At 52.9% G+C, this 17491-nt stretch carries 15 protein-coding genes and 4 tRNA genes; 5 read left to right on the forward strand and 14 right to left on the reverse strand.

Annotation, left to right across the window (positions count from 1 at the left end; genetic code table 11):
* Positions 1 to 10 precede the first annotated feature (10 nt).
* Positions 11 to 214, reverse strand: a complete 204-nt coding sequence (locus G8S19_RS21960) for a lipoprotein (RefSeq protein ID WP_005133315.1) — start codon at positions 212 to 214, stop codon at positions 11 to 13.
* Positions 215 to 351: 137 nt separating this feature from the next.
* On the opposite strand from G8S19_RS21960, the gene cyaY reads away from it, so the two are divergent.
* Positions 352 to 672, forward strand: coding sequence for an iron donor protein CyaY (gene cyaY / locus G8S19_RS21965; protein ID WP_003828967.1), 321 nt, complete (start codon positions 352 to 354; stop codon positions 670 to 672).
* 46 nt (positions 673 to 718) lie between these two features.
* On the opposite strand, the gene cyaA is transcribed toward cyaY, so the two are convergent.
* Positions 719 to 3265, reverse strand: coding sequence for a class I adenylate cyclase (cyaA, locus tag G8S19_RS21970; RefSeq protein WP_048214075.1), 2547 nt, complete (start codon positions 3263 to 3265; stop codon positions 719 to 721).
* A gap of 389 nt (positions 3266 to 3654) precedes the next feature.
* On the opposite strand from cyaA, the gene hemC reads away from it, so the two are divergent.
* From hemC to hemY, 4 genes are read left to right on the forward strand one after another with little or no spacing between them, the layout of a single operon-like run.
* Positions 3655 to 4596 carry a hydroxymethylbilane synthase gene (gene hemC / locus G8S19_RS21975; RefSeq protein ID WP_137345892.1) on the forward strand — a complete coding sequence of 314 codons (942 nt, stop codon included), beginning with the start codon at positions 3655 to 3657 and terminating at the stop codon, positions 4594 to 4596.
* Positions 4593 to 5333: a uroporphyrinogen-III synthase gene (gene hemD, locus G8S19_RS21980; RefSeq protein WP_253685880.1), complete on the forward strand. Its 741-nt coding sequence runs from the start codon at positions 4593 to 4595 to the stop codon at positions 5331 to 5333. Before hemC ends, hemD begins: the two co-directional genes overlap by 4 nt.
* A gap of 21 nt (positions 5334 to 5354) precedes the next feature.
* Entirely contained in the window at positions 5355 to 6536 is a 1182-nt protein-coding gene (gene hemX / locus G8S19_RS21985; RefSeq protein WP_048214073.1) for a uroporphyrinogen-III C-methyltransferase, read from the forward strand.
* 2 nt (positions 6537 to 6538) lie between these two features.
* On the forward strand, positions 6539 to 7738 hold the full coding sequence (gene hemY / locus G8S19_RS21990; protein WP_101743061.1) for a protoheme IX biogenesis protein HemY: 1200 nt from the start codon (positions 6539 to 6541) through the stop codon (positions 7736 to 7738).
* Between the two features lie 455 nt (positions 7739 to 8193).
* On the opposite strand, the gene G8S19_RS21995 is transcribed toward hemY, so the two are convergent.
* From G8S19_RS21995 to rfbA, 12 genes are all read right to left on the reverse strand, one after another.
* A tRNA-Pro gene (locus G8S19_RS21995) sits at positions 8194 to 8270 on the reverse strand.
* 41 nt (positions 8271 to 8311) lie between these two features.
* A tRNA-Leu gene (locus G8S19_RS22000) sits at positions 8312 to 8397 on the reverse strand.
* A 20-nt stretch (positions 8398 to 8417) separates the two neighbouring features.
* A tRNA-His gene (locus tag G8S19_RS22005) sits at positions 8418 to 8493 on the reverse strand.
* Between the two features lie 57 nt (positions 8494 to 8550).
* Positions 8551 to 8627: transfer RNA gene (locus G8S19_RS22010), tRNA-Arg, on the reverse strand.
* Between the two features lie 102 nt (positions 8628 to 8729).
* Entirely contained in the window at positions 8730 to 10115 is a 1386-nt protein-coding gene (locus G8S19_RS22015) for an amino acid permease (RefSeq protein WP_048214071.1), read from the reverse strand.
* Positions 10116 to 10393: 278 nt separating this feature from the next.
* The gene (gene wecG, locus G8S19_RS22020) at positions 10394 to 11134 is read right to left on the reverse strand and encodes a lipopolysaccharide N-acetylmannosaminouronosyltransferase (RefSeq protein WP_005133328.1); all 741 of its coding nucleotides are present in this window, start codon (positions 11132 to 11134) and stop codon (positions 10394 to 10396) included.
* On the reverse strand, positions 11134 to 12489 hold the full coding sequence (gene wzyE, locus G8S19_RS22025; protein WP_048214069.1) for an ECA oligosaccharide polymerase: 1356 nt from the start codon (positions 12487 to 12489) through the stop codon (positions 11134 to 11136). Before wzyE ends, wecG begins: the two co-directional genes overlap by 1 nt.
* Entirely contained in the window at positions 12486 to 13565 is a 1080-nt protein-coding gene (locus tag G8S19_RS22030; protein ID WP_253685881.1) for a TDP-N-acetylfucosamine:lipid II N-acetylfucosaminyltransferase, read from the reverse strand. The genes wzyE and G8S19_RS22030 overlap by 4 nt, the downstream gene beginning before the upstream one ends.
* Positions 13562 to 14812: a lipid III flippase WzxE gene (gene wzxE / locus G8S19_RS22035; RefSeq protein WP_115601244.1), complete on the reverse strand. Its 1251-nt coding sequence runs from the start codon at positions 14810 to 14812 to the stop codon at positions 13562 to 13564. The genes G8S19_RS22030 and wzxE overlap by 4 nt, the downstream gene beginning before the upstream one ends.
* A gap of 1 nt (position 14813) precedes the next feature.
* Positions 14814 to 15944 carry a dTDP-4-amino-4,6-dideoxygalactose transaminase gene (gene rffA, locus G8S19_RS22040; protein WP_048214066.1) on the reverse strand — a complete coding sequence of 377 codons (1131 nt, stop codon included), beginning with the start codon at positions 15942 to 15944 and terminating at the stop codon, positions 14814 to 14816.
* A gap of 4 nt (positions 15945 to 15948) precedes the next feature.
* A complete protein-coding gene (gene rffC, locus G8S19_RS22045; RefSeq protein WP_124022127.1) occupies positions 15949 to 16626 on the reverse strand; it encodes a dTDP-4-amino-4,6-dideoxy-D-galactose acyltransferase in 678 nt (225 codons plus the stop codon).
* A complete protein-coding gene (gene rfbA, locus G8S19_RS22050) occupies positions 16604 to 17485 on the reverse strand; it encodes a glucose-1-phosphate thymidylyltransferase RfbA (protein WP_048214064.1) in 882 nt (293 codons plus the stop codon). The genes rffC and rfbA overlap by 23 nt, the downstream gene beginning before the upstream one ends.
* Positions 17486 to 17491: the final 6 nt, after the last annotated feature.

Below are 17491 nucleotides of genomic sequence, written 5' to 3' on the forward strand. Positions count from 1 at the left end.
AAACTTACCGTCAGTAATTCACCTGAGAAGGTCCATCACTGATTCCACGATCGTTTTTATCTGGCGTCGTAGATTGTGCTGGTGACTGAATGCTCTTCGTCGGAGGCGGCGCGTTTTTGTCTGCTGGCGGGAAATAGAGAGGTCCCTTCAGACCACAGCCCGTCAGGCTGAACAGTGTAAAAAGTACAGCGAGTGCCTGAAACACGTTTTTCATTATGGATTGCCTGTAAGTTCATGCTTTCTGTTTTCTATCATCGCAGGAGAAGGCGTAAAAGCAAGAGTTTGGCTAAAAACTGCAACGTGATTTATTCCGCGTTATACTGCGACCATCACGAAAAACAGGATAAAAAAATGAACGACAGTGAATTTCATCGCCTTGCCGACACCCTGTGGATGACCATTGAAGAACGCCTGGACGACTGGGACGGCGACAGCGATATCGATTGTGAAATCAACGGCGGCGTGCTGACCATCAGCTTCGAAAACGGCAGTAAAATTATCATTAACCGTCAGGAGCCGCTGCACCAGGTGTGGCTGGCGACCAAACAGGGCGGCTACCACTTTGATCTGAAAGGCGACGAGTGGATCTGCGATCGCAGCGGCGAAACGTTCTGGGATCTGCTGGAACAGGCGGCAACGCAGCAGGCAGGTGAAGAGGTGAGCTTCCGCTAAGTGTGATTGCCGGATAAGGTGTTTACACCGGCATCCGGCATCATGTTCACGAAAAATACTGCTGCAACAGCGGCGTGTCGTTATCCTGACTGGTTTGCGGGACTGGACTAATCGGCTGGGTGCGGAACGGGATCACCTGCGCGCGCCCGTCAGTTTTCACAATCTGATAAAACTGCGGCAGGTTAAAGTTGATAAAACTGGAGCCGTAAGTGAAGCGATCGTGCGACGATGAATAGAAACGGCTGACGTCGCGTACCAGTTCCTCTTTGCTACCTTCACAGTGGTGATACACCTCGACCCGGTTACTCTCGTCCAGAATGTAGATGTTAAAGCCCTGCTCATCACCCGTTTCTTCGAAAAAGAACTGAATGATCCCTTCACTGGCAAATCCGTCCACCACCGACGGGAGTTTCACATGGTTGGTTTCAACCTGGACGGAAAGCCCGTGCAGTTTGTTATGTGAAATCGCGCCATAGAATTCAATCGCGTTTTCCAGCTTCTGTACCGAGACGTTCAGACGTTCGAAGAACAGTCCCCATGTCTGGCCGGAAACACGCAGTGCTTTAAAGCGTCCGGTTTCCTGGCGCGTACTGGACAGGCGTAATTCGATGCACTCAGACACCAGTTGCTGTACGCGAGTACGAATTAAACCGCGCAGATGCTGGCTATAGCAGAAGACCTCGACGCTATCCGGCGGTGCGGCATCCTGATGCATTTTGCCCAGAATCGTTTTTAACGCTTCAATCATCGCCTGCTCGCCGTTGAAGTGCAGGGTTCGCACTTCATTCCACGAGTTGCGATACAGCAGGTCTACGCTACCCACCAGACAATTTTGCTCTTCGCCAAAGCTGAAGACATCCAGCTTACGGAAATCAAAATGCACCACCTGATTGCGAAACGCTGCCGTCGGGTCATATTCGAGGTTAACGATAATCGCCAGATGGCGAATTTCGCACGGGCTGTATAGCGCTTTCGGCGTTGGCGCAGGCAGTCGCAGCGGGAAGTGGTGCGACACATCAGCGACCATCTCCTGCAGCTTCGGCAAGTCGACAATACCGTTACCCTTAATAAACAAATGCGTACGCGATGTCAGCAGGCCATTGAACCATGCCCACGCCACCAGCTTGTTGAGATAGCGGTTATATTCCAGCGGCTGATGGCTGATGATCGAGTCCATGTTCGGCGCACGGTTGTAAAGATACCAACCCGAACGGTTGGCACGACCCGGCGGTACATGGATAAAGGTCAGATTGGGTTCTGAGAGATCCGGTGAGATCTGCGGGTTCACCAGCGTCACTTTGCCGGGCAAGGCTTCAAATGCGGCATACAGCTTACGGGTCAGCACGCCAATATCCTGCGGACTGGCGCTGACGCTAAGATTGTTACGGCGCGCAAAACGGATCAAATTACGATAGCTCTGCATCATTGCGTCGAGCAGTTCGTTGTGCGCTTCGCGTACCTGGTCAATTTTCCAGTTAGCGCGATTATCCAGCATGGTCAGACGGGCTTCATCCCAACCCCACTCTGTCACTAACTGACTTAATACTTCACGACGCCAGCCCACGCAGGCGCGTTCACGGCTCAGTTTCTCACAGACTTTTAAGTAGAAACATCGACGCACTAAATCCAGACGCGTCGGGTCTTCGATCGCCGTGAGGTATTCGGTCACGCGCTCCAGCATCATGCAGTATGGGTCGAGACCAAAAGAGACAATCTCGCCGTCGTGCAGGCGCTGTTTAATGTCTTTCGCCAACAGGCGTGGATTGGGGTATTCCCAGGAATAGGCTTCCAGCAGCAGCGTTTTCAGCACCGCTTTGTACGGGGAGTCGATACTCTTGTACAGCTGCCAGAGGCTGGCGCCAAAATACTCTTCGGCAGAGAGCGAACTGAGCCCGCCGAGATCCAACCATTCGTTTGGCGTTAGCACCCCTTGTGCGTAGAGCGTCATGACGTAATCGTCGTAATGCTCTTCTTCGTCGCCCGGCACCATATTCCACAGAATACGTTTACCCGCGAGGCGCACAGCGGTGCGATAGAATTCATCAAGCAGCAGAATATGCTGCGTCGAGCCACAGTCCTCACCACCCAGACTGCCGCTTTCATTGTGACGGAAACGGTTTTCGTCAATCAGGAAGAAACTGACTTCCACGCCCAGCGACGCGGCCCAACTTTCCAGCAGGCTACATTTACGCTGCAGCAACTGGCGCTCTTCGCTATCCAGCCAGGATTGATGGCAGACCCAGATATCAAGGTCAGACGAACAGCTCTGCCCTACCGAAGAGGTACTGCCCATCGAGTAAACGCCGGTGATCGGCAGTTCGCCCTTTGGGGGATCCTGCGGCGACATACCGCGGTACAGTTCCAGCTCATTCAGGTAGTGGCGTTGGGTTTCATCAGGCGTGTAAAAGCATATGCCTTTGGGAACGTTACCATCGAGGTAACCCGGCATCAGTGGGTGGTGGTAGTGCAATAATGTCGGCAGCAGACTGTATACCTGCTGGAAGGCAGGTCCCATGGCAGCAAGCGCGCGATCCACACGCAGTTGATTTATGGCATCCAGTCTCTGTTTCAGAGTCTCAATATAGAGGTACAAGACGTATCGCCTGATGTTGCATCCGTCATGGTGTCGATAGCGGCGGCGCAAACGCTCACCACCCTCGTTATCAATCCGGATAAACCGTATGTCAAAAATAACCGTTACCTTTTTCACCTGCACTTTTATTAGTTACAGATGAAAAAATGGTCTAAAACGTGATCAATTTAACACCTTGCTCATTGACCGTAAAGAAAGATGCGCTACTTACAAGTGTAGCACCGTTCGTTACGTGTAAATTCCTTCATACGGTCGGGAGGTTTCTCGTCATTAATCACTGCCAGTGATGATGCAGCGCCTTTTCCTCTCACTTACGTTTGAGCGTAACGCTGACATCCCTTTGATAAGGATGTTAGGATGGTCAATGATTGATAATGACGGTAACAAGCATGTTAGACAATGTTTTGAGAATTGCCACACGCCAAAGCCCCCTTGCGCTCTGGCAGGCACATTATGTCAAAGACGCCTTAATGGCAAACCACCCCGGTCTGATCGTGGAACTGGTTCCCATGGTGACCCGTGGCGACGTGATTCTGGATACCCCACTGGCAAAAGTCGGGGGTAAAGGTTTGTTTGTTAAAGAGCTGGAAGTCGCACTACTGGAAAAACGCGCCGATATCGCCGTGCACTCCATGAAGGATGTGCCGGTTGAATTCCCTGACGGTCTTGGACTGGTCACCATTTGCGAGCGTGAAGATCCGCGTGATGCTTTTGTCTCCAATAAGTACAACACGCTGGATGAACTCCCGGCAGGTAGCATCGTTGGAACGTCCAGCTTACGTCGCCAGTGCCAGTTGGCGAAGCGTCGTCCGGACCTCATCATCCGTTCGCTGCGCGGCAACGTAGGCACTCGCCTGAGCAAACTGGATAACGGCGACTACGACGCGATTATTCTGGCGGTCGCCGGATTAAAACGCTTAGGACTGGAGTCGCGAATCCGTACTGCTCTGCCGCCAGAAGTCTCCCTGCCTGCGGTCGGACAAGGCGCAGTTGGCATAGAATGTCGACTGGATGACATGCGCACTCAGGCGCTGTTAGCGCCGCTCAACCATGAAGAAACTGCGCTACGCGTCAAAGCCGAACGTGCCATGAACACCCGCCTGGAAGGGGGATGTCAGGTGCCCATCGGCAGTTATGCCGAACTCATCAACGGTGAGATTTGGCTACGAGCGCTGGTTGGCGCGCCTGACGGTTCGCAGATGGTATGCGGAGAACGTCGCGGCGCCGCGCAGGATGCGGAAAAAATGGGTATATCTCTGGCAGAAGAACTGCTGGAGAACGGTGCGCGCGCCATTCTGGCTGAAGTTTATAACGGAGATGCCCCCGCATGAGTATTCTGGTCACCCGCCCGTCTCCCACTGGGGAAGAGTTAGTGAGCCGTCTGCGCACACTGGGGCAGGTGGCCTGGAGCTTTCCGCTTATTGAGTTCGCGCCGGGCCGGGAACTGCCAACGCTTGCCCCCCGTCTTTCGGCGCTCACCGAAAACGATCTGGTCTTCGCACTCTCGCAGCACGCCGTCACCTTTGCCGATGCCGAGCTTCAGCGGCAAGGGGTAAGTTGGTCCACTCTCCCGCACTATTTTGCCATCGGCCGTACAACGGCGCTGGCGTTACACACCGTGAGCGGATGCAATATTCACTACCCTCTGGATCGGGAAATCAGCGAAGTCTTGCTACAATTACCTGAATTACAAAATATTGCGGGAAAACGCGCACTGATATTACGCGGCAACGGTGGCCGCGAGCTAATAGGTGAAACCCTGACAGCACGCGGAGCTGATGTCGATTTTTGTGAATGTTATCAACGCAGTGCAAAACATTACGATGGCGCAGAGGAAGCGATGCGCTGGCAATCTCGCGGCGTGACCACGCTGGTTGTCACCAGCGGAGAGATGCTACAACAGCTCTGGTCGCTCATTCCGCAATGGTATCGTGAGCACTGGTTACTACGCTGTCGGCTGCTGGTCGTCAGTGAGCGTCTGGCGCACCTCGCCCGGGAACTGGGCTGGCAAGATATTAAGGTCGCTGATAACGCTGACAACGATGCGCTGCTACGCGCATTACAATAACTCTCATAATGGGATGCCATAATGACGGAACAAGAAAAAACCTCCGCCGTGGTTGAAGAGACCAGGGAGGCCGTGGAAACCACATCACAGCCAGTCAATACTGAAAAAAAGAGTAAGAACAGCACGGCGCTGATTCTGAGCGCGGTGGCGATTGCTATTGCGCTGGCGGCAGGTGTGGGGCTGTATGGCTGGGGAAAACAGCAGGCCACTACGCAGACAGCAACCAGTGATGCGCTGGCAAACCAGCTCATGGCGCTGCAAAAAGCGCAAGAAACCCAAAAGACCGAGCTGGAAGGCATTATTAAGCAGCAGGCAACACAGCTGGATGAAGCCAATCGCCAGCAGACTGCGCTGGCCAAACAGCTTGATGAGGTTCAGCAAAAAATCGCCACTATCTCCGGAAGCGATGCCAAAACCTGGCTACTGGCGCAGGCCGATTTTCTGGTGAAACTGGCGGGGCGTAAATTATGGAGCGATCAGGACGTTACCACCGCCGCAGCGTTGCTGAAAAGCGCCGACGCCAGCCTGGCTGACATGAATGACCCCAGTTTAATTGCCGCTCGTCGCGCGATTACCGACGATATCGCCAGCCTCTCTGCGGTAACTCAGGTCGACTATGATGGCATTATCCTCAAGGTAAACCAGCTCGCTAACCAAATTGATAACCTGCGTCTGGCTGATAACGATACCGATGATTCACCGATGGATTCTGACAGCAGCGAGCTTTCCAGTTCCATTAGCGAATGGCGCGTCAATCTGCAAAAAAGCTGGCAGAACTTTATGGACAGTTTTATCACCATTCGCCGTCGTGATGAAACCGCCGTCCCGCTACTGGCGCCAAACCAGGATGTTTACTTACGTGAGAACATCCGTTCACGCCTGCTAGTGGCGGCGCAAGCCGTACCTCGCCATCAGGAAGAAACATACCGCCAGGCGCTGGAAAATGTCTCCACGTGGGTTCGCGCCTATTACGACACTGACGATGCGGCGACAAAAGCGTTCCTTGAAGAGGTCGATCAACTGAGCCAGCAAAGCATCAGCATGGACGTACCGGAAACGCTTCAGAGCCAGGTTATTCTTGAGAAGCTAATGCAGACTCGCGTGCGTAATTTGCTGGCCCAGCCATCCACATCACCGGCTGAAGCCGCACCTGCACCAGTACCTCAGGCAGATGCTCCGGCAGCCGCGCCGCAGGGAGAATAATGATGCTAAAAGTATTGTTGCTCTTTGTGCTGTTGATCGCCGGGATCGTCGTCGGTCCGATGATAGCCGGTCATCAGGGCTACGTGCTGATCCAGACGGATAACTACAACATCGAAACCAGCGTGACGGGTCTGGTGATCATTCTGATCGTCGCGATGGTCATTCTTTTTGCGATTGAGTGGCTGCTGCGCCGTATATTCCGTACTGGTGCGCATACCCGCGGCTGGTTCGTGGGGCGTAAACGCCGTCGTGCGCGTAAACAGACCGAGCAGGCGCTGCTTAAACTGGCAGAAGGCGACTATCAGCAGGTTGAAAAGCTGATGTCAAAAAATGCCGATCACGCAGAACAGCCGGTGGTGAATTACCTGTTGGCGGCAGAAGCGGCTCAGCAGCGTGGTGATGAAGCTCGCGCTAATCAACACCTTGAACGCGCAGCCGAACTCGCCGGAAATGATACGATCCCAGTCGAAATAGCCCGTGTTCGTTTGCAGCTGGCGCGTAATGAAAACCATGCCGCACGCCACAGCGTAGACAAACTGCTGGAAGTGACGCCACGTCATCCGGAAGTCTTGCGCCTGGCTGAACAGGCTTATATTCGCACCGGCGCATGGAGTTCTTTGCTGGATATCATTCCATCAATGGCGAAAGCGCATGTGGGTGATGACGAGCACCGTGCGATGCTGGAACAGCAGGCATGGGTGGGTCTGATGGATCAGGTTCGCGCCGATCAGGGCAGCGAGGGATTACGCGCATGGTGGAAAAACCAGAGCCGTAAGACTCGTCATCAGGTTGCCCTGCAGGTGGCGATGGCAGAACATCTGATTGAGTGTGACGATCACGATACGGCACAGCAAATCATCATCGATGGTCTGAAACGTCAGTATGACGACCGCCTGGTGCTGCCGATCCCACGTCTGAAAACCAACAACCCGGAACAGATAGAAAAAGTACTGCGCCAGCAAATTAAAGTGGTGGGCGACCGCCCACTGCTGTGGAGTACGCTTGGTCAGTCATTGATGAAGCACGGTGAATGGCAGGAAGCTACGCTCGCCTTCCGTGCCGCGCTTAAACAACGCCCGGATGCATACGACTACGCCTGGCTTGCCGACGCACTGGACAGGCTGCATCAGCCGGAAGAAGCCGCCACCCTGCGTCGTGATGGCCTGATGTTGACACTGCAGAACAACAATCCCCCGCAGTAACTCCTGAATGCCCGGTGACGCTTTCGCTTACCGGGCCTACATATTTTTCAATCGTATACGCAAAATCATTCGAGAAGCAGCTCGAAGGATTTTGTTTATGCATAAAAAAACGCCCGCTCGGTAAGGAGCAGGCGTTAAACAGGTCTGTATGACAACATAAATGGGTGCTTCACTCAACGTTATGTCCATGGTGTTTGATGAAGCTAAAGCGACATCTGTCAGTGGACGATAAGCACCGTAAACGGCTCTGCATCATTCCTGAGTTTATGAGGCCTGATGGCGAACATAAGAGATGGAATGAGCATCTACACGCATATTATTACACAGCGTATGCGGTGATTGCACTGTAAAAACCAGGGATTGCGGCTTTTTAGGACTTCATGACATTTGGGGGAGAAGAGGTACAAAAGCGAAGAACAGAAAACAAAAAACCCCGCCGAAGCGGGGTTCAAAATTGGTCGGCGAGAGAGGATTCGAACCTCCGACCCACTGGTCCCAAACCAGTTGCGCTACCAAGCTGCGCTACTCGCCGTTTTACTGCTTTTTGAATTTTTAGTTCAATTCTTTAAGTCGTGGTGCGAGGGGGGGGACTCGAACCCCCACATCCTAAGGACACTAACACCTGAAGCTAGCGCGTCTACCAATTCCGCCACCTTCGCATTTCACAACTTTAAATTAATGGGGTGGCTAATGGGATTCGAACCCACGACAACTGGAATCACAATCCAGGGCTCTACCAACTGAGCTATAGCCACCACTGCAAATCTTTTACGCGGTATTAAAACCACCGCAGCTCCGGCACCATTACTAAATGGTGCGCCCGACAGGATTCGAACCTGAGACCTCTGCCTCCGGAGGGCAGCGCTCTATCCAGCTGAGCTACGGGCGCTTAGCGCCGTTGCGGGGCTGGATATTACGGAGGTCTCGGTCTGCTGTCTAGTGCTTTTTTAAAATAAATTATCGTTTGGTCACGCTTTGTGCGTTTTGTCGCTTATTCCTGCAATTTTTGGGCTGTGCCATGACGATTCAGGCCAAAAACCTTATAAATGAGCGTCACCGCCAGTAAGAAGCCGATGCCAACAAACAGCGACATTCGGGTATCTTCATTAAAGTACATGCCGATTAATACGCAAATCAGGAACGCCATCGTCAAATAATTCGCCCACGGGAACAAAATCGAGCGGAAAGGATGACTGGCGATCGCCGCCTTATGGGCCTGACGGAAACGCAGCTGGCTTATCAGGATCACAAACCATGGCACCATCCCCGGCAGTACGCTGGCGCTATAAACATAAACGAATACACGCTGCGGGTTGGGAATGATGTAGTTCAGGCACGAACCAATCAGCAGGATGGCGATAGAAATGGCCACGCCGGCAACCGGTACGCCATGACGCGAAACTTTTCCAACAGCGGCGGGTAGTTGGCGATTCTTTGCCAGCGCATAGAGCATACGGCCACAGCTGTACATCCCGCTGTTACAGCCAGATAGCGCCGCCGTCAGGACCACAAAGTTGATAATCCCAGCGGCTGCTGTAATACCAATCCTGGCAAAAGTGAGAACGAACGGGCTGCCGTTACTGCCAATCTCATTCCACGGGAAAATAGTGACGATAACAAAAATCGCCCCCACGTAGAAAATCAGGATACGCCACAGCACTTTACCTACCGCGCTACGCAGCGTGACCTGTGGGTTCTTCGCTTCACCAGCCGTGATGCCGATCAGCTCCACGCCCTGATAGGAAGCAACAACAATACACAATGCTGTCAGGAACCCTTTCCAGCCCCCCGCGAAGAAACCGCCATGCTCGGTCAAATTGCCAAAGCCGATCGCCTGACCACCGTTACCAAAGCCGAAGAAAATAACCCCTACGCCAATGACAATCATCACAATGATGGTGGTCACTTTGATCATGGCAAACCAGAATTCGATTTCACCATACAAGCGAACTGCTGCCAGGTTTGCTAACGCAACCAGTCCAACAGCAATCAGTGCGGGTATCCATTGCGCCATTTCCGGGAACCAGAACTGCACGTAGACCCCAATGGCGGTAATCTCCGAGATCCCCACCGCCATCCACATAAACCAGTATGACCATGCGGTAAGATAGCCAAAGAAGGGGCTCATGTAGCGGTGAGCGTAAACGGCGAATGAGCCGGTGACCGGCTCCAGGAACAACATCTCCCCCATGGAACGCATGATGAAGAAGACGAACAACCCAGCGACGATATACGCCAGAAGAACCGACGGTCCCGCCCATTTCAGGGTACTGGCAGCCCCCATAAACAGTCCGACGCCAATGGTGCCCCCAAGGGCAATTAATTCGATGTGACGAGCCTCCAGCCCACGCTGTAGCTCAGGTTTGTTCTCGGCCATAGATCCTCTTGTTGTGTTTGCATCGTTTCCGGTATTACCGGTTATCGTTATGGGTACATCGTTTTTTGCCATAACAGGCCATTCAGCACCGACCACTTTACGGTTGGCGCCAAAAACACCACGGCACTGCAATGATTGTTGCGAATGGTTTCTTAAAATCGCCTAAATGGCAATTAAAGCATTCAAAAAATGAATAGATTGTGCGAGAAAGCAGCGATTATGTTGTGAATAAGTAGCGCGTTTAGCATAACGCGCTACTGAACAACGCAGAGGTGATGTCAGAGATTGCCGGTATAGTGCCAGCGGAGATAACGTAATAAACGAAGTTGGCGGGTGATACGACTCGGTTGCAGCAGCAAGCGATACAGCCACTCCAATCCCAGGCTCTGCCAGAATTTGGGCGCGCGCTTTACGTGCCCGGTAAACACATCGTAGGTGCCGCCCACGCCCATATACAGCGCATGCGGATGGACCTGGCGACAGTCGCGCATAAAAATTTCTTGTTTCGGCGAACCCATCGCCACGGTAACAAGTTGTGCGCCGCTGGCATGAATACGCTCAAACAGCGCCTGACGCTGATCGGCGGTAAAATAGCCGTCCTGACTGCCAACAATATTGACGTGCCATTGTGCGCGCAGTTTTGCCTCTGTTTGCGTCAGGACATCAGGCTTACCGCCCACCAGGAATACGGGCGTTCCTTCCTTCCCGGCGCGAGCCATCAGCGCTTCCCAGAGATCGGCCCCCGCCACACGTGATACCTGCGCCTGCGGGAATTTTTTACACACGGAACGCACCACGCTGATCCCATCCGCATATTTAAACTCAGCGGCCTCGATCAACGTCCGAACCTCTGGGTTATCCTCCGCTGTCAGCATTTTTTCAGCGTTAATTGCTACCAGCGTCCCCTGCCTGAGACGTCCCTCGGCAAACAGGTAATTCAGCGCATGTTGCATATCGCGCCAGCCAATCAGTTCTAATCCGCGCAGTGAATACAGCGGCGCAGTTGTGTTATCTGTCATTACGATCCTTCAACCTGTGTCCGGGGCACCGACTTTATTCGTTTATGGATGAGTCCCGCACTATCAAACAGCCAGTACAACAATTTTGCCACCAACAGACAGACGCCGAAAATCACGAGGAAAAAAACCACTCGCGAGACAAACGAATCTAACCCTTCACGTGCCAAAACGATCATATTAAAAATGGCACCGAAACAGAAACTGTGCAAAATCGCCGACTTATAGCGATTAGTTTCCCGGTTGCCTAATTCATACAACCAGTCGAACCATTTAATAATTAGGCCGACGACAATCGCGCCTAACGGTATAAACAGCGCCCCGCCCATCACCACCAGCGAACCAATTAACGTCGGCGAAATCGCCAGCCCCGAGTGGTTATTCAACACTTCCCAGGTAAAGTAGTTCGCTGAGTTGAGAACAATGCCAGGTCGTCCCGGCCACAGCCAGGAAGGGATAAAGACGTAGAAGTCACGAACAATCGGTGCCAGTCCCTGAAACTCAATATTGTGGTAATTTTGCAGCAATAGCGCCAGATTCTCCCACGGCGAGAAGGTATCGCGCGTGAGGTACAGGAAAGTATAGAACGCCTCATCACCGCTGACGTTCATCCCGTAGCGCTTCAGCGCCAGCCAGAACATCCCGACAATACCCAGGACGCCCGCCGCGGCCAGCATCCACAGCGAAATCCAGCCGCGAATAATGCCGATAAACAGGAAAATGGCAAACGCGATAATAATATTGGCGCGGGTTCCGCCAACAATCATGTACGTCAGCAAACCAAATGCAACGGTACTCACCAGGAAGAACAACCACGCTTTGCTGTCCTGACGCAGGAAGTAGACCACCAGCATCGCCGGAATGAAGAAGTAGAAGAAGCGTTTCAGAGCCACCCCGGAGACTTCACTGGAGAAAATCTGGCTATAGGATTGCAACCTGAACAGCAGGAAACCGTTGTGCATAAAGAAAATGCCCACGCTCACCAGCGCAATCGCCATCAGGATAATCCAGGTCAAATGTGCTTCAACGCGATTGATGGTAAACAGCGGTTTGCGCGTTCTCTCCGGGCTCCGTTTCCGCAGGCGTGTTTTATAGGTCACATAGTACACTGCGTAGAAGCAGGCAGCGGACAGCAACGCCTGCAGCAAAATTTCCGGCGGGGCCACCGCCACATCAAAGCGAAATACCAGCACGCTGGTCAACGGAAAACCAAAGAAAAACGTCAATAAGAACAGCAATGAGAAGAAGACATTGAAGTTAAACCGCACGCGTCGGAATTCAAACCAGGTCAGCGTGGCGATAAACAAAGTCGAGAGCAGCCACACCACCAGCAGACCGCTGAATTGCATCAGACTCATACGGTTTCTCCTGAGGCAATGCGCAGCGCGTTATGCCACGGTTGCAGATAATTCGGGCTAAAGAAAGTAATTGCACTTTTATCAACCGATGCCAGTTGGCGCTGCGCCTCGCGTACGATACCTTCATTGAGTACATCTGTCGTAAACAGAACCGGGATGTTTTGCTCTGCCATATCCTGCCAGAATGGGTTTTCACGATTGAGCACGCACGGGATCCCCGCCTGAATCAGCAGACACAATGTACCAATCCCCTGCTGACGGGCAAAGATAAAGTAACCCAGATCGCACTGACGCAGTAGCGCCAGATAGGCATCAAACTCCAGCTTTTCACTGAGAATTTGCAGGTTATCGGCGCTAAATAACGCCAGACCCGCCTGGCGCACTTCTTCAATATAGCCTGCATTATTTGCCGGGTAACCCATTGGCACAATCACGTTAACCGTGTCGCCGAACTGCTGATGGACAGCACGCAGCGCGGCAATATGCTCATTACTGCGATCGCCAGAGTTTCCGACCAGGATCGTCATTTTCCCGCGTCGCTGGCGCTCATTGCTCATATTGTTCAGCGACGGATCCATACGGGTTGGGAAATAGAGCAATTCCCCGCGAACACGCGGATGCAGCTCAGCGAAATAGCTCAGATCGCCTCGCGTGGCAAAGACACAACCCACGCGGTTTTGTGCCATTCGGCGAATCGGGTAAAACAGACGGAATTTCAGCCCACTGGAGACTTCATACAGATCGGCACCCCAAATATGCCAGTAAAACTGCTCAGGCTTAATCCCCCCGCTCAGCAATGCCAGCCACAGACTAGTATTGAACTGCCCATGAAAGAAGAAACGCTGCTGGCGATCCGTCTTAGCTTTGGCGATAACGGCCTCTGCCAGCGCCTTTTTTCCACCGTAGAAACTCAGTGATAACGCCGGGTAGCTCTCGCTAAATCCCGTATCCTGACCGGCAACCATAAACACGCGTGCGTGCTCACTTGTTGCAGCCAACGCGTCGTTGAAGAACCGCAGCACGGTTTGGTTATGGTGAGGGATATTCGATCCCAGAACGTGAATCAGTACAGTCATACCCGCCTACGCCAGAGTAAAAACACGCCACAACAAAGAGAAAAATAGACGATGTACGTTGCCATATAGGCCTGTGCCGCGCCCAGAGCACCGTGCGCGGGGATCAACCAGTGGGCAAATGCCGTCAACAAAATGAACTGGCTAATTTCGGCCAGAATATAAAACCGCAGCGAGGCCTTCGCGATCACCAGATAGCCAAATACGTAGGCACCCACTTTCAGTACATCCCCCACCAGTTGCCAGGCAAACAAATCACGCATGGCGGTGAATTTAGCGGAGAAAAGCAGCCAGATAGCAAAATCACGTAACAGCCAGACGGTAAAACTCGCGGCGGCAACTGCCGGTAATACAAATTTCAGCGATTTGATAACTTCACGCGTGATGTCGCGCTTTTCAGTCAGGCGAGACAGTGTTGGCAGCAGATACACACTGAATGAAGCGGTAATAAATTGCAGGTACGCATCAGAGATACTGCTCACCCCCTGCCAAATCCCCACGTCATCCCAGCTGTATTGCGCCGCCAATAGGTTTCGCATCATCACATACGCCACGGGCAGCGTCACAGAGGTAATGAGCGCCATCAACGTAAACTTGCTAAGTTTCCCTGCCAGCCCGTTATCCCAGGAAGGTTTCAGGTATTGCACAGGGAGGGTTCCACGCTTGATCAGCATAAGCATGGCGGGCACCACCACCAGCGCTGGTACCAGCGCCAGCCCCAGCAAAGCACCTTCGTATCCGCCCAACCGATAGCAGCCGTAGTAGGCCACGACGCCGACCAGGCTGCCAATAATCAGCGATAGCGCATTACCTGCGGCATCGCGGAATCCTTTCATCAACGCCAGCAACAGGTTTGCCCAGGCAATCCCCATCTGTACCAGCGCAACCAGGCGTACCAGCCCCTGAAAATGCGTATGACCAAACAATCCCTGACTGATAGGCGCTGCTGCCAGCAAAAAAATCGCCGCCATCAGCGTAGAGAATCCCAACACCATTGCGGATGATGTCCCCACCACCTTACGCAACCGCGCCGGGTCATCATGGTGCTGCGCAACGTATTTCGTGACGCCGTTGAAAATCCCGGCGCCCGCCAACACGCCAAGCACGGTGACCATCTGACGGAAGTTTCCCGCCTGGCCCACACCCGCAGGGCCGAAAGAGACCGCCAGCAGTTTTACCACCAACAAACCCGCACCAATTTTTACCAGCGTACTGGTAGCCGTCCACAAGGACGCTTTAGCCAGCGACATATCAGGAGAAGTAGTTGAGTAAGGTCGTAATCACTGTGCGCTGGTTCACCAGCGACAGGTTATAAAACAGCGGCAGACGCAGCAGACGTTCACTCTCTTTGGTGGTGTAACGATCGACTCCGGAAAACACGCCAAATTTATCGCCAGCCGGACAATCATGCAGCGGGATATAATGGAATACCGCCATAATTTCGGCTTCTTTCAGGAAGTTAATCAACGCCGTGCGATCGTCAATATCACGCAGCTTGATATAAAACATATGGGCGTTCTGCGCACAACCTTCCGGGATGGCGGGTAAATCAATACGCCCGGCACGCGCCAGCGGTTCGAGGGCATCATAATAATTCTGCCACAGCACCAGGCGCTGATGATTAATACGCTCTGCCGCTTCCAGTTGCGCCCACAGATAGGCAGCCTGGAGATCGGACATCAAATAGCTGGAGCCAATATCACGCCAGGTATATTTATCAACCTGACCGCGGAAAAATTGACTGCGATTCGTCCCCTTTTCACGGATGATTTCTGCACGTTCAACTAATTTACGGTCGTTGATCAGCGTCGCCCCGCCTTCACCGCCTGCGGTATAGTTTTTGGTTTCATGGAAGCTAAAGCAGCCAATATGCCCAATGGTCCCCAGCGCACGGCCTTTGTAGGTCGACATTACGCCCTGAGCAGCATCTTCTACCACGAACAGGTTGTATTGTGACGCCAACGCCATAATGGTATCCATTTCACAGGCAACCCCGGCGTAGTGCACCGGCACAATAGCGCGGGTTTTCTCGGTGATCGCCGCTTCAATCAGCGTTTCATCAATGTTCATGGTATCCGGGCGGATATCGACAAAGACGATTTTTGCGCCACGCAGCACGAATGCGTTCGCGGTAGATACAAATGTGTAGCTGGGCATGATGACTTCATCGCCGGGCTGGATGTCCAGCAATAATGCCGCCATCTCCAGTGATGCGGTACAGGAAGGCGTCAGCAGCACTTTCTCACTGCCAAAATGCTGCTCCAGCCATTGCTGGCAACGGCGGGTAAAACCACCATCGCCACACAGCTTGCCGCTGCTCATCGCTGACTGCATGTATTCAAGCTCGGTTCCCACCACCGGCGGTGCGTTAAATGGAATCATTTTGTCACCTGTATAACCAGTACGCGGTGCTTTCCACATTTGCACCGCTCTGTATATAACGTTTAAGCGCGGCGGTGTTGCCCATCTGGGTCGCCACCCGCAATGTTGTTTTACCGCGAGCCTGTGCCCAGCAAAGCGCAGCCTGCATGAGTTCGGCACCCGCACCACGACCAGCCAGTAAGCCAATACGTGCATCAGTATCATTGACGTCACGTAGTGAGACATAACCGCGAATCCCACCTGTCTGTGTACGAAAAATGAGGCACTGATGATCGAACGTGCCCAGCACAGCGTTTTCTATCCACTGTGCATAAAAACGCGCACTGGCCTCCACGGGATACCACGGTACGCGGAAACGACTTTGGGCGAACGCCTCTCCTGCCAGTCGACGCAGCAGCGGAATATCCGCAGCTTGCGCCACCTGTGCACCGGGATTTTCACGGGCGCACGTTACCGGCAGAACAAAGTCCATCTCACCTTCGACCAGTGAAAAGCCCAACTGCTGTAAAGCATCTAATTCATACGTATTTGCAGCAGGAATTTTTGCCTGCACCCGTTCCCAGCGCTGTAAAACTTCTGCTGTCAGGATCGGTGCGTGCGGGTCAAACCGTACGATGGCGCTATTCACGCCAAAGAACGTATTTTCCCAATCCAGAGACTCAATACTGGCGCGGACGGGCACGGAGAAGCTCCAGCAAATATTGGCCGTAGCCTGTTTTAGCCAGAGAGCTGGCGGCACGTCTAACACCTTCATCATCCAGCCAGCCATTACGCCATGCGATCTCTTCCAGGCAGGCGATTTTAAAGCCCTGACGTTTCTCCACCGTCTGCACAAACGTGCTCGCTTCAATCAGACTGTCGTGCGTACCGGTATCCAGCCAGGCAAAGCCACGGCCAAGCAATTCAACGGTCAGATTGCCATCGTCAAGGTACATCTGGTTAATGGAGGTAATTTCCAGTTCCCCACGCTCAGAAGGTTTCACGCGCTTTGCGTATTCCACTACCTTACTGTCGTAGAAATAGAGTCCTGTCACCGCCCAGTTTGATTTTGGTTCTTTCGGCTTCTCTTCCAGCGAGACTGCGCGAAAATTGTCATCAAACTCAACCACACCGAAACGCTCAGGATCCATCACCTGATAGCCAAATACCGTCGCACCTTGTGTTCTGGCAGCGACGTGGCGTAGTTTTGGACTAAATCCCTGACCAAAGAAGATATTGTCCCCAAGCACCAGACATGATGGTTCGCCGTTAAGGAACGTTTCACCAATAATGAATGCCTGTGCTAAACCATCCGGGCTGGGCTGCTCTGCATAATGCAATTCAATACCGAACTCAGAGCCATCTCCCAGCAAACGCTGGAAATACCCTTTATCTTCCGGTGTGGTAATAATGAGGATCTCGCGAATTCCCGCCAGCATCAGTACCGATAGCGGGTAATAGATCATGGGCTTATCGTAAATAGGCAATAGCTGCTTCGATACGCCGCGCGTAATGGGGTACAGGCGAGTGCCTGAGCCACCTGCCAGAATGATACCTTTCATATGATC

It is taken from the genome of Citrobacter sp. SX206 (genome assembly GCF_024181025.1).
Taxonomy (GTDB): domain Bacteria; phylum Pseudomonadota; class Gammaproteobacteria; order Enterobacterales; family Enterobacteriaceae; genus Citrobacter; species Citrobacter youngae.

Coding starts and splice junctions, on each gene's coding strand:
- G8S19_RS22030 (WP_253685881.1), bottom strand. CDS start 13,565: ATGACTGTACTGATTCACGTTCTGGGATCGAATATCCCTCACCATAAC.
- hemD (WP_253685880.1), top strand. CDS start 4,593: ATGAGTATTCTGGTCACCCGCCCGTCTCCCACTGGGGAAGAGTTAGTG.
- hemY (WP_101743061.1), top strand. CDS start 6,539: ATGCTAAAAGTATTGTTGCTCTTTGTGCTGTTGATCGCCGGGATCGTC.
- wecG (WP_005133328.1), bottom strand. CDS start 11,134: ATGACAGATAACACAACTGCGCCGCTGTATTCACTGCGCGGATTAGAA.
- cyaY (WP_003828967.1), top strand. CDS start 352: ATGAACGACAGTGAATTTCATCGCCTTGCCGACACCCTGTGGATGACC.
- wzyE (WP_048214069.1), bottom strand. CDS start 12,489: ATGAGTCTGATGCAATTCAGCGGTCTGCTGGTGGTGTGGCTGCTCTCG.
- hemX (WP_048214073.1), top strand. CDS start 5,355: ATGACGGAACAAGAAAAAACCTCCGCCGTGGTTGAAGAGACCAGGGAG.
- hemC (WP_137345892.1), top strand. CDS start 3,655: ATGTTAGACAATGTTTTGAGAATTGCCACACGCCAAAGCCCCCTTGCG.
- rfbA (WP_048214064.1), bottom strand. CDS start 17,485: ATGAAAGGTATCATTCTGGCAGGTGGCTCAGGCACTCGCCTGTACCCC.
- G8S19_RS21960 (WP_005133315.1), bottom strand. CDS start 214: ATGAAAAACGTGTTTCAGGCACTCGCTGTACTTTTTACACTGTTCAGC.
- wzxE (WP_115601244.1), bottom strand. CDS start 14,812: ATGTCGCTGGCTAAAGCGTCCTTGTGGACGGCTACCAGTACGCTGGTA.
- rffA (WP_048214066.1), bottom strand. CDS start 15,944: ATGATTCCATTTAACGCACCGCCGGTGGTGGGAACCGAGCTTGAATAC.
- G8S19_RS22015 (WP_048214071.1), bottom strand. CDS start 10,115: ATGGCCGAGAACAAACCTGAGCTACAGCGTGGGCTGGAGGCTCGTCAC.